The organism is Flavobacterium sp. (assembly GCF_043756175.1).
GTDB lineage: Bacteria > Bacteroidota > Bacteroidia > Flavobacteriales > Flavobacteriaceae > Flavobacterium.
On sequence record NZ_JAYURN010000170.1, the window covers coordinates 1 to 23,205 of the forward strand.

The 23,205-nt window shown below is 31.6% G+C and carries 18 protein-coding genes and 1 pseudogene; 16 read left to right on the top strand and 3 right to left on the bottom strand.

What is annotated here, in order from left to right; translation table 11 throughout:
* From ACH2BP_RS13080 to ACH2BP_RS13120, 9 genes and pseudogenes are all read left to right on the top strand, one after another.
* Positions 1 to 431: DUF998 domain-containing protein (locus ACH2BP_RS13080; RefSeq protein WP_395060596.1), on the top strand; the 431-nt coding region annotated here is incomplete at its 5' end.
* A 53-nt stretch (positions 432 to 484) separates the two neighbouring features.
* Positions 485 to 1,024, top strand: a complete 540-nt coding sequence (locus tag ACH2BP_RS13085; RefSeq protein ID WP_395060598.1) for a hypothetical protein — start codon at positions 485 to 487, stop codon at positions 1,022 to 1,024.
* 96 nt (positions 1,025 to 1,120) lie between these two features.
* Positions 1,121 to 1,440 (top strand): annotated as a pseudogene (locus ACH2BP_RS13090) (four helix bundle protein).
* A gap of 53 nt (positions 1,441 to 1,493) precedes the next feature.
* Positions 1,494 to 2,552 (top strand): nucleoid-associated protein, encoded by a 1,059-nt coding sequence (locus ACH2BP_RS13095; RefSeq protein WP_395060600.1) that lies wholly within the window; start codon positions 1,494 to 1,496, stop codon positions 2,550 to 2,552.
* 97 nt (positions 2,553 to 2,649) lie between these two features.
* The gene (locus ACH2BP_RS13100; protein WP_395060602.1) at positions 2,650 to 4,206 is read left to right on the top strand and encodes a T9SS type A sorting domain-containing protein; all 1,557 of its coding nucleotides are present in this window, start codon (positions 2,650 to 2,652) and stop codon (positions 4,204 to 4,206) included.
* A 314-nt stretch (positions 4,207 to 4,520) separates the two neighbouring features.
* A complete protein-coding gene (locus tag ACH2BP_RS13105; protein ID WP_395060604.1) occupies positions 4,521 to 5,420 on the top strand; it encodes an ABC transporter ATP-binding protein in 900 nt (299 codons plus the stop codon).
* Between the two features lie 71 nt (positions 5,421 to 5,491).
* Entirely contained in the window at positions 5,492 to 6,328 is an 837-nt protein-coding gene (locus ACH2BP_RS13110; RefSeq protein ID WP_395060606.1) for an ABC transporter permease, read from the top strand.
* 14 nt (positions 6,329 to 6,342) lie between these two features.
* Positions 6,343 to 8,628 carry a choice-of-anchor L domain-containing protein gene (locus ACH2BP_RS13115; protein WP_395060608.1) on the top strand — a complete coding sequence of 762 codons (2,286 nt, stop codon included), beginning with the start codon at positions 6,343 to 6,345 and terminating at the stop codon, positions 8,626 to 8,628.
* A 35-nt stretch (positions 8,629 to 8,663) separates the two neighbouring features.
* On the top strand, positions 8,664 to 13,772 hold the full coding sequence (locus ACH2BP_RS13120) for a T9SS type B sorting domain-containing protein (protein ID WP_395060610.1): 5,109 nt from the start codon (positions 8,664 to 8,666) through the stop codon (positions 13,770 to 13,772).
* Positions 13,773 to 14,130: 358 nt separating this feature from the next.
* Here the strand turns inward: ACH2BP_RS13120 and gldD are convergent, their stop codons facing one another.
* The 3 genes from gldD to mutY are packed head-to-tail and all read right to left on the bottom strand — an operon-like array spanning position 14,131 to position 16,199.
* Complete coding sequence (gldD, locus tag ACH2BP_RS13125; protein ID WP_395060612.1) at positions 14,131 to 14,694, bottom strand: gliding motility lipoprotein GldD; 564 nt, start codon at positions 14,692 to 14,694, stop codon at positions 14,131 to 14,133.
* Positions 14,695 to 14,704: 10 nt separating this feature from the next.
* Complete coding sequence (locus ACH2BP_RS13130) at positions 14,705 to 15,127, bottom strand: single-stranded DNA-binding protein (protein WP_395060614.1); 423 nt, start codon at positions 15,125 to 15,127, stop codon at positions 14,705 to 14,707.
* A gap of 40 nt (positions 15,128 to 15,167) precedes the next feature.
* On the bottom strand, positions 15,168 to 16,199 hold the full coding sequence (gene mutY / locus ACH2BP_RS13135; RefSeq protein ID WP_395060616.1) for an A/G-specific adenine glycosylase: 1,032 nt from the start codon (positions 16,197 to 16,199) through the stop codon (positions 15,168 to 15,170).
* A 129-nt stretch (positions 16,200 to 16,328) separates the two neighbouring features.
* Here mutY and ACH2BP_RS13140 point away from each other — a divergent pair, with 129 nt between their 5' ends.
* The 7 genes from ACH2BP_RS13140 (at position 16,329) to ACH2BP_RS13170 (ending at position 23,093) form a co-directional block, all read left to right on the top strand.
* Complete coding sequence (locus tag ACH2BP_RS13140) at positions 16,329 to 16,622, top strand: HU family DNA-binding protein (RefSeq protein ID WP_348076710.1); 294 nt, start codon at positions 16,329 to 16,331, stop codon at positions 16,620 to 16,622.
* 386 nt (positions 16,623 to 17,008) lie between these two features.
* Positions 17,009 to 18,553: an Rne/Rng family ribonuclease gene (locus ACH2BP_RS13145; RefSeq protein ID WP_395060618.1), complete on the top strand. Its 1,545-nt coding sequence runs from the start codon at positions 17,009 to 17,011 to the stop codon at positions 18,551 to 18,553.
* Between the two features lie 159 nt (positions 18,554 to 18,712).
* Positions 18,713 to 19,843: a P-loop NTPase gene (locus ACH2BP_RS13150; RefSeq protein WP_395060620.1), complete on the top strand. Its 1,131-nt coding sequence runs from the start codon at positions 18,713 to 18,715 to the stop codon at positions 19,841 to 19,843.
* A gap of 88 nt (positions 19,844 to 19,931) precedes the next feature.
* Complete coding sequence (locus ACH2BP_RS13155; protein ID WP_395047566.1) at positions 19,932 to 20,171, top strand: NifU family protein; 240 nt, start codon at positions 19,932 to 19,934, stop codon at positions 20,169 to 20,171.
* 191 nt (positions 20,172 to 20,362) lie between these two features.
* On the top strand, positions 20,363 to 21,418 hold the full coding sequence (locus tag ACH2BP_RS13160) for an NAD(P)/FAD-dependent oxidoreductase (RefSeq protein WP_395060622.1): 1,056 nt from the start codon (positions 20,363 to 20,365) through the stop codon (positions 21,416 to 21,418).
* Positions 21,419 to 21,510: 92 nt separating this feature from the next.
* Complete coding sequence (locus tag ACH2BP_RS13165; RefSeq protein ID WP_395060624.1) at positions 21,511 to 21,870, top strand: S-adenosylmethionine decarboxylase family protein; 360 nt, start codon at positions 21,511 to 21,513, stop codon at positions 21,868 to 21,870.
* 5 nt (positions 21,871 to 21,875) lie between these two features.
* Complete coding sequence (locus ACH2BP_RS13170) at positions 21,876 to 23,093, top strand: hypothetical protein (RefSeq protein WP_395060626.1); 1,218 nt, start codon at positions 21,876 to 21,878, stop codon at positions 23,091 to 23,093.
* Positions 23,094 to 23,205 lie beyond the last annotated feature (112 nt).

Consider the following 23,205-nt stretch of genomic DNA (forward strand, 5'->3'; position numbering starts at 1 on the left):
TTTCAATAAAAGCATTACCAAAATCCGCCCTAAAAACAGTAGGTTTTATAGGAGTAGGTTTTGGATACGGTTTTGGTACTATTATATGTAGCATTTTTAATTGTGATGCTGGTTGTAATCCTCAATTTATAAACCAAAGTTTGTCACAGTTTATTCATAATTCGATGGGATTCGTAACTTATATGATTGTTCCGTTTTCAATTATACTTATCGGTATTGCTTCTCGAAAATGGAAAAATGGTGCTCAATTATCAACCATAAGTTATCTGGTTTTTATAATAAGTTTTCTATTTGTGATGATTCTTAATGCTAATCTAGATTCTCCTTACAAAGGATTAATTCAAAGAATAATTGAAGGAAGTATTTTATTTTGGATTATTTACAGTTCGTATTCATACAAAAAAATCTTATCAACAAATCGTAATTTGTAATTCATAATTCGTAATTTATATTTTACCTTTGATGCTTTAATAAAAATACGATTATGGTTTACAAATTCAGAGTAATTCTTGACAATGAAGATGATGTTTTTAGAGATATTGCAATACTTGACAACGATACTTTAGAAGATTTGCACAATGCAATTTTCAATTCATTTGGTTTCGACGGAATGGAAGTGGGCTCTTTTTATACCTGCGATGACACATGGAATCAGGAAGATGAAATTTCGCTTTTTGATTCTGGCGATGTACTTGGCGAGATGAAAATCATGAGCGATTACTTGCTTTCGGATATTTTAGACAAGGAAAACAGAAAGATAATTTATGTTTACGATTTTATAAACATGTGGACTTTTCTAGTAGAACTGGCCTCGATTGAAGAATCATCTGCTGGAGCAACTTACCCCGAAACTATTTTCTCGCATGGAGAAATGCCCGATGATTCTGGAGAAAAAAACTTTCTAGCCGATGAAGACGAGGAAAATTACAACGAATTTGAAGATGATTTAGATGAAGATGATTTAGACATGTTTAGCGGTGATGATAGTTTTGAAGATTACGGGTTTGAGGAGAATTGGAATTAGAGTTTGAGGTTCAAAGTTACAAAGGCGCAAAGATTCAAAGGTTTAAAAAAATAAAAAATGAGTACATTTAGAGATTTACTAATTTAGCAAAAATCTATGGCTTTAGTAACTGAGATATACCAATTAACGAATTCATTCCCTAAGGAAGAAATTTACGGATTAACATCACAAATAGGAGAAGTGCCATTTCTATTCCAAGTAATATATCAGAAGGTTATGGAAGAGATGGAAATAAAGATTATTTAAAATTCCTAAACATAGGAATTAGTTCTCTTTTCGAAATGCAAACACAATTAGAAATTGCGTACAATTTAAAATATATCAACGAAATACAATTTAACAAAATAAACGAAGAAAGTAAAGAAATTGAGAGAATGCTAAGTTCATTCATCAGAAAAATAAAAGAAAGAATTTAATTATCTGCTTTTTTCCTCAGCACCTTTGCACCTTTGTACCTTTAAAAAAAAATATGATTAATCTATTCAACACACATATCGAAAGCTTATCTATACATCGTGTAGGAAATGTAAGTCGTAACGAAGAGATGTTTTTATCTGAAAATCCTTATGGGCTAAACGACGAAATCATGCCGTTACTAAAAGAATATTTCTTAAAAGCATTTCGTGATAAGGAAGAAAACTATTTTCAGTTTGCGCACGAAGTAGATTTAGAATATAACGAAATGTTTAAATTTGCTGCCGAAATTTTTGAAAATCCAAGCAAAACTCATGACATTTCAAAAAAAATCACCAAACATCTTTTCGAACAATCAAACCATCCACATATAAAAAACGGGGAAGTTTATGTAACACATTTAACCAATATTTCTATAGATAATAATGTTGTTGATGCTATAGGGATTTTTAAAAGTGAACTAAAAGCAGATTTCCTTCAGTTTGAAGAAAAAGGAACAACACTGGAAATGATTTTGCAACAAGGAATTAATTTGAATAAGCTTGACAAAGGTTGTTTGATTTTTAATTACAAAAAAGAAGACGGTTATAAGATTCTTACTGTAGACAGTAACCGTTATGATGCACGTTATTGGTTAGAACATTTCCTATCTGTAGATGCTTTTCAGGACGAAAATTTTAAGACTAAAAAATATTTAAAATTCTGTCAAGACTTTGCAAAAGAAGTGGTTTTTCCTGCCGAAGACAAAAAAGAAGAAGTGATGTTTATGAATCGAGCTGTAAACCATTTTGCAAAAAATGATCAGTTTGAAGAATCTGTTTTTCTAAACGAAGTCATAGACAATCCAGATTTAATTTCAGAATTCAAAAATTATAAAGTAGACAAAGGTGAAAAATATAGCATAGAAGATTTAACTAGCTTTCCTATTGCAAACGCTGCTGTTTCGGATGCAAGAAGAACGATGAAAAACGTGATCAATTTGGACACCAATATTCAAATAAAACTAGATTTTATCAATCCTGAAAGTGCCGAAAAATTTGTAGAAAAAGGCTGGGACGAAGAAAAACAAATGTATTATTATTTGGTTTACTTTAATAAAGAGCAAAAATCATAGTTTTCATAAATAAATATAAAAACTCTCAATTACTTAAAGTGATTGGGATTTTTTTATATTTGTAATTATTAACCTACATTATTTTTAGATAATAAAAATGAAATTTAAACAATTTGCAGTAATACTTTCTTTTCTTTTAGTACAAAACATAAATAGTCAGTCCCAGTTTATTAATACTAATTTTGGCACGAACGGCTACACTTGCGTAAATCAACCTATTGGTTCGTATGTTTTTGGAGATTTAATAAATGTAAATGATGATTTTTATGCTTTTACCAGTTTTTCGAATTATAGTATAATTAAATTTGATACTAATGGTGACATCGTGCCTTCATTTGGTACAAATGGTATTCGTTCGTTAAATTTATATTCTGGTGGAGGGGAGTTAAATGACAACAGCAATTCTTTTATAAGAAAAACTCCGAATAATGAATTCTTAATGGTTGTTGATAATTACAGTTCAGTTTTTCCGGGCAATTTTATAGCAAAAACCGATATCAACGGAAATTTAATAAATAGTTTTGGTGTGAATGGCTATGTAAATAATTCATTTTTATCAGAAAGTATTGATTTTCATTCTGTAGAAATAATAAATAATGAAATAATTCTAATTGGAAACAATAATTCTTATACTTCAAGTAATCCAAATAAGTATATCATTATTATAAAATTGGATTTAAATGGAAATTTAATTTCCTCTTTTGGAAATAATGGAATATTAAAATTTAATTACAATTATTTAGAATACGATACCTATTTTTCAGTGTTTGATTCAAACCACAATGCTGTTTATACCCTTTTTAAAAAAATAAATAGCGGAAATCAGCATTATATAACTAAATTTAATCTGAACAACAATAGTGTTGATACTAACTTTGGTATTAATGGAAAGCTATTCATTGATAATATAAACAACAGCAGTTATTATATCAGCCCAGATGTTTTTTGCCTAGATGACTATGAGAATATTTATGTTTCAGGTTCATTTAATTATAACGCATCTACATTAGATTATTACATGTTTACAAGTAAATACAATAATACCCAACAACCAGATGCTACATTTGGAAATCAGGGAATGTTTCTAACAAAAATTGAAAGTGGTAATAGCTCTCCAAAAATGTATTCAATAAAAAAATCGTTAAATGAAGTGACATTAACTGGAACAACATATCAATGGGGTAATTATAGTTTCGAAAAATCATTTTTACTAAAACTTAATGATGACGGTACTTTAAAACAAGATTTCGGTTTAGGTGGCAAAATAATAAATTACTTATTTACTAGCGGAAATCACCCATACAAAACTATTGAACAAAATGGAATGTTTACGATTGCTACAAATTCAAGAGCTTGTATAAACGACAACAAACCAACAATAATTCAAATAAATTCAAACAATTCATTATCAATAAACGATAATTCTCATTCAAATGATTTTATCTTATCACCTAATCCTGTTAAAGATTATATGTTTTGTAAGGGTAACGAAGATGTAGTTAAAATAGAAATCATTGACATTTATGGTAGAATTTTAAAGTCAATTTATATCAATGATAATAAAGTAGACTTGAGTGAATTTAAAACTGGTAATTATATTTTAAAATTGCACACAAAATCTAAAATAGTAAATACAATGATAATAAAAGAATAACATCAGTAATCACAAATCTAATTTTGAACATAGACATACTCCGAATTATAATAACGATACTAATTACAATTCTTTTGATAATTATAAGAAGATCAATAAGAAGTCTTGAAAATAAATTAGAATCATAATCCACATCTAAAGTAAGAAAAGTAAAACCCAACGAGTTTGAAACCATTGGAAAACTAATTACAGAGAGAACTTCAAGTTTAGTAGAAATAACATAAATACAATCCTCAATTTTTATTGGGGATTTTTGTTTGTAACAAATTACTAACTCTTTCGTCTTACTTAAATCAATCAAAAAATAAACAGTTTTGGAAACCATTCATACAATTACCAACCTCAACAAAGTTTACAACAAATATGTGCATGCCGTAAAAAACCTTTCACTAGAAATTCATAAAGGCAATGTTTACGGGATTTTGGGACCTAATGGTTCTGGGAAATCGACAACATTGGGAATTGTTTTGAACGTGGTTAACAAAACTTCGGGAACATATAGCTGGTTTGGCGGAAAAATGCAAACGCACGAAGCGCTAAAAAAAGTAGGAGCCATTATCGAGCGACCCAACTTTTACCCTTATATGACGGCGAAAGAAAATTTAGAATTGGTTTGCAAAATTAAGAACATTAATTATACTAAAGTTCAAGAAAAACTTGAATTAGTTGGATTAATGGAAAGAAAAGATAGTAAATTCAGTACTTTTTCATTGGGAATGAAACAACGTTTGGCTATCGCTTCTGCCCAACTTAACGATCCAGAAATTTTAATTCTAGACGAACCTACAAATGGTTTAGACCCACAAGGAATTCACCAAATTCGTGATATTATTAAGCATATTGCATCACAAGGAACGACGATTTTGTTAGCCTCTCATTTGCTCGATGAAGTCGAAAAGGTATGTACTCATGTTTTGGTTTTACGAAAAGGCGAAATGCTATATTCTGGAACTGTAGACGGAATGACCAGTAACGAAGGATTTTTTGAATTGAAATCTAACAATCATCCAATTTTAAAATCAGTTTTAATAAATCATCCAGCTATTGAAAAAGTAGTTGAAGAAGAAGGAAAAGTTTTAGTCTACTTGAAAGGAAATCTGGAAGCAGCAGATTTAAACAAATATTTATTTGACAAAAATATTAGTTTAGAACACCTTGTAAAACGAAAAGTTAGTTTAGAAGAACAATTTTTAGAATTAACGGCTAATCAATAACAAAAGTCAATAGCAATAAGAATTTTGATTCGAAAAATCCTAATTCCCAATTCTCAAATCCTAAATAAAAAATGAAAAGATTATTATCTATAGAATTACAAAAAATCCGGAAAAATAAAGCCAGTCGAGTCTTGACAATAACTTATTTTGTTTTGCTTTCTTTTATCGCATTAATAGCATCAATCAAATTTGATTTAGGGATTTTTAAATTAAATCTTGCCGAAATGGGGATTTTCAACTTCCCTTTCATTTGGCATTTTAATACTTATGTTGCTGCAATATTAAAGTTTTTCTTAGCCATTGTAATCGTTTCTATGATGGCAAATGAATATAGTTATGGCACATTAAAACAAAACCTCATTGATGGAATGAGCAAGAAAGAATTTATTTTATCTAAATTTCTAACTGTTGTATTATTTGCTCTATGCTCTACTATTTTTGTTTTTGTAATGAGTTTAATCCTTGGTTATAGTTTCTCATCTTATACAGAATTGGGAATTGTATTTTCAGATTTAGAATATATTTTAGCCTTTTTTGTGAAATTGGTTGGTTTTTTCTCTTTCTGTTTATTTTTAGGGATTTTTGTAAAACGTTCTGCTTTTGCGATAGGCTTTTTATTTGTATGGAATATTGTTGAAGGAATAGCCAAAGGAATTTTAACTTTCAAAATTTTTCCTGATAATAATATTGCTCAAAATATCACGCAATTTTTCCCATTAGAAGCTATGTCTAATCTAATTGTTGAACCATTCTCAAGATTATCAGTCATCAAAACCATTGGCACACAAATTGGTGTTAATGACATTAAAGATTATAGCGTTCATTTTTCTGCAATTCTCATTGTTTTAACATGGACTGTTATATTTATGTTAATGTCTTATAAAATTCTTAAAAAACGAGATTTGTAGTATATTTGCAGTCTATGAAATTAAGACTCCAAATCCTTGTTTTTAGTGTTACTTTATTATTGTCAGGAAACACTTTTGCACAGTATATTCAGGTAGATGATACATACACCGCAACACAATTAGTACGAAATTTTTTTTCAGGTGGTGGCTGTGCAACTGTAGATAACATTAGCGTTTCTGGAGGAAATTTTGGAACATCGGAACAAAGTTTTGGTTTTTTTGACAAAAGTACAAGTCGCTTTCCTTTCGCAAACGGAATTGTATTAAGCACCGGAAAGTCAACATCGGCAATTGGGCCAAATTCAAGTATATTAAGTGACGGAAACGGCGATTGGGTTGGAGATTCCGATTTGGAAAGCGCATTAGGTGTTTCTAATACAATAAATGCAACGGTTTTAGAATTCGATTTTACGCCCATTACCAATAAAATTAGTTTTGATTATATTTTTTCTTCCGAACAATATTTATCAAATCCATCAGCATCACAGTGTGGTTATACCGATGGTTTTGCTTTTTTATTAAAACCTTTAGGAAGTAGTACTTACAAAAATTTAGCTATTGTTCCAGGAACATCAATTCCTGTTACTGTAAATAATGTGAGAGGTTCTGGCACCCGTTGCTCGACAGCAAATGAAGCTTATTTTGATGCTTTCAATGGTACAGATCATCCTACAAATTTCAATGGACAAACCGTAATTATGAAAGCCGAAGCAGATGTAATTTCTGGCACAACCTATCACATAAAATTAGTAATCGCCGATCAAGGAAATAATTTATACGATTCGGCAATATTTTTAGGTGGAGGTAGTTTTGAAAGCGCTACAGATTTAGGAATTAACCACTTAGTATCTACTAATAATGCATATTGTTCAGGAGAAAACATAACGCTAAACGCAACACAAACTGGAACAAATACCTACAAATGGTTTAAAGATGGGATTGATACTGGTATAACATCACCAACATTTCCGATTACTGATAATACAAACACAGCAGTCGTAGAGTATTCAGTCGAAGTTACCATAAATGGCGCTTGTATTTCAAAAGGAAAAGTGAAGATACAATTTGCTACTTTACCTGTATTAATAAATCAAACATTAGTACAATGTGATGATAATAATGATGGAAGCACCATTTTTAATCTTAACAAACTCGATAATTTGATCAAAAATCCAAATGACACTACATTAAGTGTTGTAATGTATTACGAAACTATTGGAGGTGCCGCAATTCCAAATCCATCAAGATATTCTAGTATTCCTAAAACCATTTTTGCCGAAGTAGCTAATTCTTTTGGATGTAAAAGCATTGCGCAAGTGACATTACAAATTGACAACACAGTCAATTTACCTTATTTACGTGAAAAATGTGATGAAGTAGGAGTCAAAGACGGAAAAACTACTTTTGATTTAAATGCTGAAATCACTCCTAATATTGCTCCAGGATTATTAGTAGAATATTATGCTACCATAAACAATGCGATAATTCAAAATAGTCCGTTACCAAATAATTACCCGAATGTAATTCCTAACGAAGAAACCATTTTTGCCCGAATTGTTAATGGTCCTGATTGTAACGGAATTGTTGAAGTAACGTTGAAAGTCAATTTTTTAAAACCTGCTAATTTTGAAGACAAAACTATTGGTTTGTGCCAAGGATCATCTGTTTTTTTAAATGTTGATCCAGTTTTCTCAAGCTACACATGGAACAATGGTGATGCTGATTTTGAGACTGAAGTATTTACTGCTGGTAATTATTCGGTAGAAGTTACAGATGCAAATGGATGTAAAGCAACTAAAAAATTTATTGTAAATCTTTCGGCACCAGCTACAAATATAGATGCTCTTATAAATGACCTCACAGGAAACAATAATAATATAACCATTACTTATACAGATAATGGTGGCGATTATGAGTTCTCGATAGATGGAAAAATATATCAAGACAGTCCTCAATTTTATAATGTATTGGCTGGAGAATACACCATTTCAGTCAGAGACAAAAATGGCTGTTTACCAACACCTTTTAAAACAATTTACGTATTAGATTATCCTAAATTTTTCACACCTAATGGGGATGGAATAAACGATACTTGGGTGATAAAAAACATTAAAACCAAACCAAATTCTACCATAAATATATTTGATAGATTTGGTAAATTACTAAAACAAATAGACTCAAATTCTCCTGGCTGGAACGGAACTTACAACGGAATAAACTTACCCTCTGGCGATTATTGGTTCGTTTTAACACTTTTTAACAATAAAACAGTAAAAAGTCACTTCACACTTAAGAGATAATTAACTACTTTTGGGGAATTTCTGTAAAAATCCCTATGAAAGCAAAATTTTTATTATTAGCGTTATTTTTAAGTTTTAATGGTTTTTCTCAATTTAGTAAGACACATTATATTCCGCCTGTATCAAATTCTAATACACAAGTGCCATTTGCACAGTTTTTATATATTTCTTGTCCTAGTTTGACGCCCATAAATTTCAGAATAATCCCATTAGGTGGAACAGCTATAAACGGAACAGTATCTAGAGACACTCCTTATGTTTTAGATATCGGAAGTAGTTCAAATTCTCAAATTTTAATTGATCAATCGCAAGCAAATACAATTTTAAATAACAAAGGTTATGTTATTGAAGCTGAAGACCTAGTGTATGCATCTGTAAGAATAGCCGCTACAAATCATGCTGGAAGTATAGTTTCTAAAGGTCTTGCTGCATTAGGAACCCAATTTAGAATTGGTGGTTTTTTAAACAAAGATACTCCGAATTATACAAATAATTATTACACTTTTGCAACCATATTAGCAACAGAAAACAATACAACCATTTCATTTTCGGATATTGCACCAGGAGTTACTTTAGTTAATAATGCAGGCGCTGGTAATTCTCCTGCAAATATCACATTAAATAGCGGACAGAGTTTTGCAATCGCTGTACAAGGACCAAATGCAGCAAATGCAGATGGTTTAATAGGAGCATTAATTACTTCGAACAAACCAATAGCGGTAAACTGTGGTTCGATTGCTGGTAGTAATAGCCCAACTCCAAATTTAGATTTTGGTCTTGATCAAATAGTTTCTGCCGAGCGGACAGGGAAAGAATACATTTTAGTAAAAGGTAGTGGTTTTGATGAAATAGAAAGACCGGTTGTAATAGCTCACGAAAACAATACCGAAGTATTTATAAATGGTAGCGCAACTCCATTCACAACATTACAAGCTGGTGATTATGTCGATTTTAATGGTACTCATTTTACAGCAAATAACAACTTATTTCTTCGTACAACTAAAAATGTGTTTGTATATCAAGCTATTGGTGGAGCCGATCAATTTGGAAGCCCTAGTTATGCCAACCAAAACATGCATTTTGTACCACCATTAAGTTGTGAAACACCAAAGATTATTAATAACATACCGTTTATCAATCAAGTTGGTAGCGACCCTCGTTTTAATGGGACTGTAGATATTGTTACAGAAGTTGGTGCTACATTAAATTTTATTATTGACGGAACAACATACACAATAGCGACACTTCCTGCCGGAATTAGCATAAGTGGGCCAAATACTGTTACAGGAAATACTAATTATGTAACTTATGAATTTGTAGGACTTACAGGAAACGTTTCGGTTTTATCTACAAAATCTGTTTACTTATCATATTATGGTTCTAGCGGTGCAGCAACCTATGGTGGTTTTTATTCAGGATTTACTTTCAAACCAGAAGTAACGCAACAAATTCTGATAGCTGGCCAGTTAAACTGTATTCCAAATGCAAGTTTAACCGTGAGTAGTATTACTGCTTTCGATGTTTTTCAATGGTATTTTAATGATGTTGCTATTCCCAGTGCAACAACAAATCAATATTTGCCAACACAACCGGGTTATTATAATGTACAAGCATCAATATCTACATGTCCATCACCACCATTAATTTCAGACAAAACTCCTGTGAGTTCTTGTCCCACAAATGGTGATAATGATGTTGCAAATGACAATATTGATATTGATTTAGATAACGATGGAATAACAAATTGCACCGAATCTTTTGGAAATCAAATCATAAACACACTTCTTCCAGGTAATACAATTACAATTCCGCAAAGTACAATTACTTATACAGGAACAGTAACCAATACAACTCCTGCAGCTCCTACTCCATTTTTAGGAAATACCGATGGTAGTTTTATCACCGAAGTATTGGCAGGAAAAGGATATAATGTGGTATATAATCTTGATTTTTCGCAACCGACAAATATTAAACTAGAATATCCAACTACAGCGAATACAAGCGATTTACTAAATGCAAATGCTGAATATATTGTAAATTCTGATGTTAATAAAAGCGTAACTGTTTTGAATCCTACAAATCAATTATTAATAGACACTAATTATGACGGAATTTACGAAAGTGGCGTAACCCAATATTCTTCTTTCGAAATTAGATTTAGATTAAACGGTACAGTACCTCTAGCAGCAGGAACAGGAACCTTTAGTTTCCAATCTTTTCAAACAGCTAGTTTCAAAATCACCCACAAAAATCTTACAGACTCAGCTGGAAACAAATCAACATTCAAACTAGTTGCAACTTGTTTATATAAAGACACTGATGCTGACAACATACCAGATTCTTTAGATATTGACAGTGATGGAGACGGAATTTTAGATATAATTGAAGCGCAAGTAAATGCTTCGGTTGCTATTTCAAATACCGATACAAATCTTGATGGACTTGACAATGCATTCGAGCCTGGATTTGCTCCAGTAGATACTGATGGAGATTTAGTTCCTGATTACTTAGATTCTGATTCAGACAATGACGGAATTACAGATTCAAACGAAGGGCCAACAGACACTGATGGTGATGGAATAAAAAATTACAGAGAATTAGACTCTGACAACGATTTATGTTTAGATGTTGAAGAAGCTGGTTATCCTACTGGAACGGCAGACGCTAATGGTGATGGCTTATTTGGACCAACTGCTCCACCTACAGTAAATGCAAATGGTTTAGTAACCAGTGCATCTGCCTATATCATACCAAATGCAAATTGTATAACTTTTGCACCCATTACAATTACAACACAACCTACAATTGCACCAACTTGTAACCTACAAAATGTGACAATCACACTTGTAGATAATGGCGGGAACACTTACCAATGGCAAGTATCTACTAATAATGGTCTAACTTGGTCTAATGTTACGAACGTAGCACCTTATTCTGGAGCAACAACAAACACATTAACAATAACAGCTGTTCCTTTTACTTTTGATGGTTATAAATACAGAGTGCAACTAAACAAAGTAGGTAATTCTTGCGGATTACTTTCGGCAGATGCAACACTTACTGTTTATCCTTTGCCTGTTGTAAATGATGTAACAATTATTCAGTGTGATGATGATTTAGATTTTAAAACTTTATTTGATTTAACCGACAAAAACAATGAAATATTAAGCCCAACACTAATTACTACCGAAGTATTTACTTATTATACTTCGCCATCAGGAGCAATTGCTGGAGGAGCAACAGATTTAATTTCAGATTATACTGTATTCCCAAATACAACATCACCTATGTTAGTCTGGGCAAGAGTTACTAATACAAAAGGATGTTTTAGAACGGCTCAATTAACGTTGATAACTTCTCCATCACAAATACCACTAACATATAGTTATACAGTACCGCCTGTTTGCGATGACACTTTGGCCAAAAATGGAACGGTATCAGGAAATCCAGAAATTAACAAAAGAGACGGTATTAGCAGTTTCAACTTGTTATTGGCTATGGCAGATGTTGAAGCTCAATTACCTCCACCGCTAACTAATTATAATATAAAATACTATCGTAATGAGGCCGATGCATTAGCACAAAATGACATTAATGGTAATTCATTAGCAATATTACCTACTGAATATGCAAATTTCAGAAATGATATTGTAAATACACAAGACATCTGGGTAAGAGTAAATAATAATCTACTTGCCACTTGTAGTGGTTTTGGTCCATTTATAAAACTTTCTGTAGAGAAATTACCATTTGCAAATCCCGTTCCAGAATTCAGACAATGTGATAACGACCTGAACATTCAAGATGGAATATATAATTTCAATACAACTGGTTTAGAAAACACGTTAAAAGGAAGTAATCAAACCTATCCAGTTATTATAACATATTTTGACAATGCTACAAATGCGCCGTTAAGAGATTCTAATGGAGTTTTAATTACAAGTCCATTTCCAAATAGTTTTTCAACAACATCAAAAACAATAAAAGCAGTAGTAACAAATATTACAGCTCAAAAATGTTATGACGAAAAACTTATTGTCTTTACAGTTGATAAATTACCAACTGCAACACCAATATTTCCATTAACTTTTACAGACATAAGAACAGTATGTGATGATGAAGCTGATCCTACAAAACAAGATGGAATTTTCAATTTTATTACACCAAATTTAGAAAGTGATATAAAAGGTTCGCAAACGAATGTTTCAATTACCTATTTTGACAGTCTAGGAAATCCTTTGTTAGATTTTTCTGGAAATCCAATTGTAAGTCCATTTCCTAATACTTTTAAAACTACATCTAGAACAATTAAAGCAGTTGTAACTAGCACAATTACAGGAACTCTTTGTCCTGTAGCAACAGTTGATATTGAATTTAAAGTAAATAAAATCCCAAATATCAATTTAGTGGATACTGGAGTTATTTGCCAAAATTCATCTTCTTTATATATCATATTAGACGCTGGCATCAATGACGGAACATCTCCCACTAATTATACTTACGAATGGTTTAAAGACAACGTGAAAATTATTGGCGAATCTCATTATACACTAACTGATAACAACCCTTTAGGAATAAACCAAGCAGGAATTTATACTGTTGTTGTAAAAACTATCCCTGAAGGTTGTCCTAGCACAAGAACCATAACGGTTGTAGCTTCAGATATGGCTTCGCTTTTATCGCCAACTATTATCGATTTAGCAGATAACAATACCGTTACCGTAAATGTTACTGGTCCTGGAGATTACGTTTATAGTATCGACGAACCTTATGGTCCGTTCCAGGAAAGCAATATTTTTACAAATGTTTCAGCAGGAATACATAAAGTTTATATTAAAGATTTAAATGGTTGTGGTACTGTTCCGCAAGAAATAAATGTATTGGGAATTCCTAAATATTTTACACCAAATGGTGATGGAATTCACGATTATTGGAATGTCGGAGGTGTAACCCCTTCATTTAATGCAAAAACAATTATTACTATTTTTGACCGTTTCGGAAAATTAATCAAACAAATTTCCCCTTTAGACCAAGGTTGGAATGGAACATATAATGGAACTCCATTACCAGCAACCGATTATTGGTATAATATTGAGTTTGAAGATGGGAAAAATGTAAAAGGTAATTTTGCTTTGAAACGATAATAAATTCAATTTTAAATAAGAAAGTCTGGCTAAATAGCCAGACTTTCTTATTTAAAATTGAATCTTTGAATTATTCATCAAATTAGCTTGCCCTCTAATTTTGGTTTGTCAGGTCAGCGATTTATAATTAACTAATCCGATAGAAGCACAAAATAACTAAAGTTAGTTTAATAATTGCTTTAGGATTTTTTAAAATTAGAAGAGTAACTCAAAATTTTATTAAAGCAGTTTATGAAAATGCCGTAGCGGATTTAAAGAAAAGTAACTAACTTTGGTTAATAAAAAAACTTCTTTTAACAAACCACAAATATATTCTTACAATATCATCAAAAATAAAATGATATTAAAATTCTAATTTTTATTTCCATTTTAAGCTTTCCATCAAAATTCGTAAATCATTTTTTATATAATCCGCTGCTGGCAATACAGAATCATAATTGGGTTTTGCATAAAAATAAACAGAACCTACAAGGAAATGTTTAGTACTATCGGTTAAATAAAATTGCGATTGAGAAGCTGCATTTCCGACTACTTCATAAAACATTCCGTACGCTTTTCTTTCTTTATTAGCATAAGGTTGTTCGCTAATTCCATCCGCTTTTATAACATGTTCATAAGTTAATTTTTGAGCATCTCGCAACAGCTCTTTTATATTGTTCTTTACTGGTTTGTAATTCAAATAAACTGTTGCTTTTAGTTTGGGATAATCGATGTCGAAATTGCAATTTCCTTTGTCTACAACTTTTCCAATTGTATTGTATTGAAAACTATAACCACATGTTTTATCAAAATTTGAATAATTTGGCTTTGGATAATCTAAACTCAAATAAGCTTTAGGTTTTGGTAAAACATCATCTTTACAACCAACTATAGCAGCTGTAATTGCAATATATGAAAGAAAAGTAAAATATTTATTAAGCATTGTTTGGGTTTTAAAAAGGCAAATCATTTTCTATAGTCGAATCGAAACTTGTTGTTTTTGGCGCTTCAGAAGTGGTTTTTACATTTTCAGAATCTTTTTTAGTATTCAAAAATGTAAACTCCGTTACTTGAATTTCGGTTGTGTATTTTGTTGTTCCGTCTTCAGCTTGCCATTGGCGTGATTTTATTCTACCTTCTAAATATATTTTATCGCCTTTAGACAAGTATTTTTCGCAAATTTCTGCAGCTTTGTTACGCACCACCACATTGTGCCATTCGGTCGATGTGATTTTTTCGTTGGTCGATTTGTTAATATAAATCTCATTTGTTGCCAACGGAAATCTCCCGATGCAATTGCCTCCTTCAAAATAATGCATTTTAACATCTTCTCCAAGATGACCTATTAACATGACCTTATTTAACGTTCCATTCATTGTGATTTCATTTGAGAGTATCAAAGATAAGGCATTTTAATTAAAACCTATTATTCTCGATAAAATTGTGAAGCACAATAGGAAAAGGAAATTTATTTAAACTTTCAAAATCAAGACCGTTTTCTAGCGTAATTTTTCTTTTAATTTTCCAAAATTTAATATGCAAATGTTGGTGCGTCAGTTTGTGCTTTATTGTTTCCGTTTCCATTAGAGATATTTCGGAAATGTCATCAAATTTATTGCGAATTAATTCTAAAATAACCTCGTCCGCTTCAAATATTTCGGTTTCAACCAAAGGGAATTCATATAAGTTATGCCAAATTCCTTTAGTCGTACGTTGGTTGATTGTCGTTTTGTTCTTGTTATCTAATATATATAGATAGTTCAAAAACCGATTTTTTACTTTCAATGTCTTAATTTTCAAAGGCAACTCACCAACTTTTTTCAAAGAAAGTGCAGCGCAACTTTCATTTAAAGGGCAAATGTCGCAATTTGGATTTTTAGGAACACATTGCAAAGCGCCAAACTCCATAATAGCTTGGTTAAACAAGGCTGGATTATCTTTTAAAATTACTTCTTGAGCCAAAAGTGTGAATTCTTTTTTGGCTTTCGCCGATGCAATGTCAGTTTCCACATTATAATAACGAGAAAGCACCCGAAAAACGTTTCCGTCTACAACAGGAACTACTTCATTATAAGAAAAAGAAGCAATTGCAGCTGCTGTATACTCTCCAACTCCTTTTAATTTGAGTAAATTTTTATAATCTGGCGGAAAAATTCCGTTCAAATCATGAGCAATATGTTTCGCTGTAGCATGCAAATTTCGAGCACGAGAATAATATCCCAAGCCTTGCCAAAGTTTCAGAACTTGTTCTTCGTTGGCATTAGCCAAATCGAAAACTGTTGGAAATTCCTTCGTAAAAGCCTCATAATAAGGTAAACCTTGCGCTACTCGAGTTTGTTGCAGCATGATTTCAGACAACCAAATACAGTAAGGATTGGTTGTTTTTCGCCATGGTAAATCGCGCTTATTTTCTAGATACCACGTGGTTAATGTTTTGCTAAAATTCATTGAAATTATTTGGTTAGCAAAAATAAAATTTTATGTGATTAAATTTTAATCAATTAGCTTGAAATATTGTTTATTTAATTTATATATTTGCAACCTCAAAAAATTACATAAACTTAATTACGTATTAATATGACAAAGGCAGATATCGTAGCGAAAATTTCAGAGAAATTAGGACTAGAAAAAGGAGATGTACAGGCTACAGTAGAAACTTTTATGGAAGAAGTGAAAAATTCATTAGAAACTGGTGATAATGTTTACTTAAGAGGTTTCGGAAGTTTTATTGTAAAAACTAGAGCTGAAAAAACAGGAAGAAATATTTCTAAAAATACAACGATTAAAATTCCAGCTCACAATATTCCAGCATTTAAGCCAGCTAAAGTATTCGTAGAAGGAGTTAAAACAAATAATGAAACAACAAAATAAATTATTAATCAATAAAACTACACATTATGCCAAGTGGTAAAAAAAGAAAAAGACATAAGGTAGCAACGCACAAACGTAAAAAACGTGCTAGAGCTAACCGTCACAAAAAGAAAAAGTAGTTTTAAACTACTTTTTTCTTTTTAAACGTTCATTGAAATTGAGAAAAAGGCAAATAAATAAAAGACGAATAGATAAAAGACAAAAGTTTGTTATCTAGAATATTTTTTATCTAAAAATCTACTTTCTCCCAGGTAAAACCTGTAATGTTTAATCCATCTGTACTAGTTTAATTTTAGATTACAGATTGTAATATTCTAGATTTTTTTAAATCTATTATCTTTCAATCTATTGTCTATTATCTAAAAAATGCAGATAAAAATTTACACATGAATAAAGAATTGATTATTAGATCTAGTTCTGACGCTGTAGATTTTGCCTTATTAAAAGATGGAAAACTAATTGAATTACACAAAGAAGAAGAAACAAGCAATTTTCAAGTTGGCGATATTTTTATAGCCAAAATAAGAAAACCAGTTGCTGGTCTTAATGCTGCTTTTGTAAATGTAGGCTTCGAAAAAGATGCCTTTTTGCATTATCATGATTTAGGACCTAATCTCGCTTCACAACTGAAATTCATAAAACTTGTAACAACAGGTAAAATAAAAGATTTCTCCTTAAAAAGTTTCCAATTTGATAAAGAAATTGATAAAGATGGAACAATTACTGATGTAGTTGCCGTTAATCAATCAATTCTTGTACAAGTAGTCAAGGAACCAATATCTACTAAAGGACCAAGAATAAGCTCAGAGCTTTCTCTTGCCGGAAGATTTATTGTTTTAGTGCCATTTTCAGACCGAGTTTCTATTTCTCAAAAAATAGATTCTAAAGAAGAAAAAGACAGACTAAAACGTCTTGTACAATCTATCAAACCAAAAGGATTCGGTGTTATTGTTCGTACAGTAGCAGAAGGCAAAAAAGTTGCAGAAATAGACAAAGACTTGCAAAACTTGATGGACAAATGGACATCAATGTGCAAAAGAATACCAACAGCCAATCATCCATCAAAAGTGTTAGGAGAACTCAACAGAGCATCATCAATATTAAGAGATGTTTTTAATGATACTTTTAGCGGAATTATTATAGATGACGAAGAACTGTTTAACGAAACGAAAGAGTACATTCAACAAATTGCTCCTAGTAAAGAATCTATGGTAAAGCTTTATCAGTCGAAAGACACTCCAATCTTTGAAAAATACAGTATCGAAAGACAAATAAAAACCTCGTTTGGTAAATCCGTATCCATGAGCAAAGGTGCTTACCTTATTATCGAGCACACCGAAGCCATGCACGTGATTGATGTAAACAGCGGAAACCGCTCGAACAAAGCGACCAATCAGGAAGATACATCTCTCGAAGTAAACATGATTGCGGCTGCCGAGGTAGCAAGACAATTGCGTTTGCGAGATATGGGTGGTATTATATGCGTCGATTTTATAGATATGTCTAATCCAGACAATCGCAAAGTACTGTTCGATTTCTTAAGAGAAGAAATGAGTGACGACAAAGCAAAACACAAAATATTGCCTCCTAGTAAATTCGGGATAGTACAAATTACTAGACAACGAGTTAGACCAGAGGTAAATATTGAAACTCGTGAAGAGAATCCTAATAATGAAAATAGTGACATTGAAGCGCCTATTTTAATCATTGACAGAATTGCTTCCGATTTAGAAAGAATTATAAAGTTGCATAAAAAAGTAGTACTTAACGTACACCCTTTTATAGCTGCTTACCTTGTAAAAGGGTATCCATCCATACGTTCAAAATGGTTTTTTGAATATAAAAAATGGATAAAAATTATTCCACGTGATTCTTACACGTACCTTGAGTATCATTTTAATGACAACCAAGGAATGGAAATTAAAGATTAAATAAAAACCGTCTCATTATTACAATGAGACGGTTTTTTTGTTTCTAGTATTTTCAATAATAATTATCAAAACTTTACGACTCTTTAACTTTGTCATTATGTAACTTCTTCACTATCTTTGCAATCTAAAATCAGTCTGAATAAAGACAAGAGATACGATATGAAATTAGATAGAAAAGAAATACTCAAAGCTTTAGAAACCATTTCTATAGCAGGCGAAGGAAAAAATATGGTCGAAAGTGGCGCTGTAACTAATGTAATCACTTTTGGCGACGAAGTTGTGGTCGATTTAGTGCTTTCTACACCAGCGATGCACATTAAGAAACGTGCAGAAGACGATATCCGTAAACTCATACAAGACACTTTTTTGGCTACAGCCAAAGTAAAAGTAAACATAAAGGTCGAAACCGCTGAAAAAGCAAACGAAATAAAAGGAAAAGCCATTCCTGGAATCAAAAATATTATTGCCGTAGCTTCTGGAAAAGGAGGCGTAGGAAAATCGACCGTTACAGCTAATTTAGCCGTAACATTGGCAAAAATGGGTTTTAAAGTTGGTGTTTTAGATGCTGATATTTACGGACCAAGTATGCCAATTATGTTCGATGTCGAAAACGAAAAACCTATTTCTATAGAAGTTGACGGAAAATCGAAAATGAAACCTGTCGAGAGTTTTGAAGTTAAAATACTATCTATAGGATTTTTTACAGCACCAAGTCAAGCCGTTATTTGGCGTGGACCAATGGCTGCGAAAGCATTAAATCAAATGATTTTCGATGCAGCTTGGGGGGAATTAGATTTCATGTTAATCGATTTACCACCAGGAACAGGAGATATTCACTTATCGATCATGCAATCATTGCCTATAACTGGTGCAGTTGTGGTAAGCACACCGCAAGCAGTTGCGTTGGCCGATGCTAAAAAAGGAGTATCAATGTTCCTGTCAGACAGTATCAATGTTCCTGTTTTAGGAATTATAGAAAACATGGCATATTTCACTCCAGAAGAGTTACCAAACAACAAATATTACATCTTCGGAAACGGTGGTGCAAAAAATCTTGCAGAAGATTTACAAGTGCCATTTTTGGGAGAAATTCCATTAGTACAAAGCATTCGGGAAGCAGGAGATTACGGTCGTCCTGCAGCATTGCAAACTGCATCAATAATTGAAACAATTTTCGAAGAAGTAACAAGAAATGTAGTGAGAGAAACCGTAGCTAGAAACGAAAACTTACCCGCTACCGAAGCAATTAAAATTACTACAATGGCTGGTTGTTCAGCAGTAAAAAAATAGACCATTTAGATTTTTAGACAACTTAGACGAACTAAGAAATCTGAAAATCTAACAGTCTAAAAATCTAATAATCTAAGTAGTCTAAATTATGACACCAGAAGAATTAATATTAAACGTAGAAAAAGCACTAGAAGAAATCAGACCTTTTTTGAATTCCGATGGTGGAGATATTGCATTGGTTTCAATCGAGGACTCTAAACACGTAAAAGTACGTTTGCAAGGTGCTTGTACTTCATGCAGCGTAAGTCAAATGACCATGCGAGCTGGTGTAGAAACCACAATCAAAAAATATGCACCACAAATAGAAACGGTGGTCAATGTAGCATAAAAACTTGAGCGTGACCCCGCTTTTAATGGCGGGGTCGGGTTTTCAGCTATATCTTTTTTTCGTTCCTCAAAAAAGGATGCCGCCTCTACCCCTCACGCAAATCAAACCCATAAATGATAAAAATCATACAATAGAAGTTTTCGTTTTAAGACCTTTATAACTTAAACGAATACACTTTTTACCCTAAACAAATGATTGAAACAGATATACTAATAATCGGAGCTGGTCCAACTGGACTTTTTACAGTATTTGAAGCAGGACTTCTCAAATTAAAATGTCATATAATAGATGGTCTTCCACAACCCGGAGGTCAACTAACAGAATTATATCCTAAAAAACCAATTTTCGATATTCCTGGTTACCCGTCGGTTTTAGCAGGCGATTTAGTCGATAATTTAATGGAACAAATCAAGCAATTTCAACCAGGATTTACTCTAAACGAAACTGCCGAAACAATTGACAAACTGGAAGACGGCACATTTATAGTAACCTCTAACAAAGGAACAAAACACCACGCAAATTCTATTGCTATCGCAGGAGGATTAGGAAGTTTCGAACCTAGAAAACCTATTCTAAAAGATATCGAATTTTACGAAAATGACAGAGGCATTGAATATTTTGTAAAAGATCCTGAGAAATTTCGTGATAAGAAAATAGTAATTTCTGGTGGTGGAGATTCTGCCTTAGACTGGAGTATTTTCTTATCTAATGTTGCTTCCGAAGTAACACTAGTACATCGTAGAAATGAATTTCGTGGCGCTTTAGATTCGGTAGAAAAAGTACAAGAGCTAAAAAATGAAGGTAAAATAAAACTAGTAACTCCCGGAGAGGTAATTGGATTCAGTGGTTCTGAGAAAATCGAATCGGTAGATATTCAAGTGGGTACAGCAAGAACTACAGTTGCTTGTGATTATTTTATTCCGCTCTTTGGACTTACACCAAAACTAGGTGCTATTGCAAACTGGGGATTAGATATTGAAAAAAACGCAATCAAAGTAAATAATGCTTTAGATTATCAAACCAATATTGAAGGGATTTACGCCATAGGTGACGTAAACACGTATCCTGGAAAATTAAAACTCATACTTTGTGGTTTTCACGAAGCTACATTAATGGTTCAAAGTGTTTACCAACGTATGAATCCAGGAAAAAAATATGTTCTAAAATACACTACCGTTTCAGGAATTGATGGTTTCGACGGAACAAGAAAAGAAGCGGAAAAACAAGTCGTAAAAGCCATCGAGTAAATTTTTGTAGTCTGAAAATACGATTTTACAAATAAATTGTAACTTTTTCAACAATCAAACGTAAAAACATAAAAGCAAATTCAACTTAGAAATTGATTACAAATTATTCCCCAGGATTACATAAATTAGTTACTTTAGAAGTTCAAAAAATTGAAAAACTTATTGAAAGCGCAAAATTTGTTGATTATACCGAGTCGATTTTAGAAAAGTATTCACTTGAAAAAGTGGGTATTTCAATTCACGATTTCGAAAACAATAGTTTTACAATTGCAGTTTGTTTAAAAGAATCGCATATTTGTATTCATACTTGGCCAGAATTTAATCAGTTAACACTCGATGTTTATTTATGTAATTATTTACAAGATAATTCACAAAAAGTAAAGACAATTGTAAATGATTATATTCAATTTTTTAATGCGTCAATAATAACTGATCACGAAATTTATAGGTAAGTTTAATGGAATGTACAAAATGCAATCATATAACGAATTTAGAATCTAAAATTAATTTTAGCCATTTTATTTGTCCTAAATGCTATAGTTTATTCCAACTTCAAGAAGAACAATTACTTTTTAAAAATACAATTCCAAAAACCAATTCCGAAAGTTTCTTAAACCTGGGAAAATCTGTTATTATTGAAAATGAAACTTTTTGTATTGCTAATTTTGTGATTAAATGTGCAAATGGCAATGAATATTGGACAGAATATGAATTAATCTCATTGTCAGGTAATAAAAAATATATAATTGAAGAAAATGGAAATTGGATTATTTCGGAACAAGTTGAAGTAAAGAGAGATTCTGATTCTTTAGAAATCCATCATAACGGTATTGATTATAAAATTTTCGAGAAAGGTTTTTCCACTGACGTTAGCGGAGCAGGATTTTTTCAATATAAATTTTCGAAAGATGTTATTGGTTTTAGAGATTATATAAACCCACCATATATATTGTCTGTTGAGATTGAGGACAAAAAATCAGTTTACTATTTAGGAACTCATTATTCAAGAAAAAAAATAAAAAAAATATTTAATATTGAAACACTTCCAAGCAAAGACAGTATTGGAATTGTAGAACCTTTTTATATCAATTTAAAAAATTTAGTTACAATTTTTTGTGTCGCTTCAATTTTAGTTTTGTGTGTTCATATTTTTTACTATCAAACTGCAAAAAACCAATTAATTTATTCAAATGATATTGATTTAATTTCTCAAATTGACAAAGAAATTGAGACTGATGTTTTCGAATTAGAAGGTCCAATTGCATCATTGAATATCTTTATTTCATCCAATGTAGATAATTCTTGGTTGGCGACCGATTTTTCATTAGTAAACGTATCGACAAACGAGTCTGTGTATTTTTCTAAAGATGTAGAACTTTATAGTGGTTACGAAGGTGGTGAAAGTTGGGCAGAAGGAAGTAACAATGAAGAATTTACAATTTGTGGTGTAAGTGCTGGAAAATATAAAATAACATTCAAGTCAAATAAAGATATCGATGATATTAAAAATTCTAGTATGCATCTTGAAGTATATTGGGATAAAAATAATAACTGGAATTTTATGATTGTCTTAATGACTTTTGTCGCAATAACAATATTTTTATATTATTTAAAAAATAATTATGAAAGTAGAAGATGGAACGACAGCGATTATTCAACTTATGACGATAATTAAATGAAAAATATAATTAAATATTGTTTAGAAAATAAAATCGCTTTAATAATTAGCGTCCTGGTTGTTGGAATATATTTGCAAGCAACTTTGGCAGGAAATAGAATTTGCGATT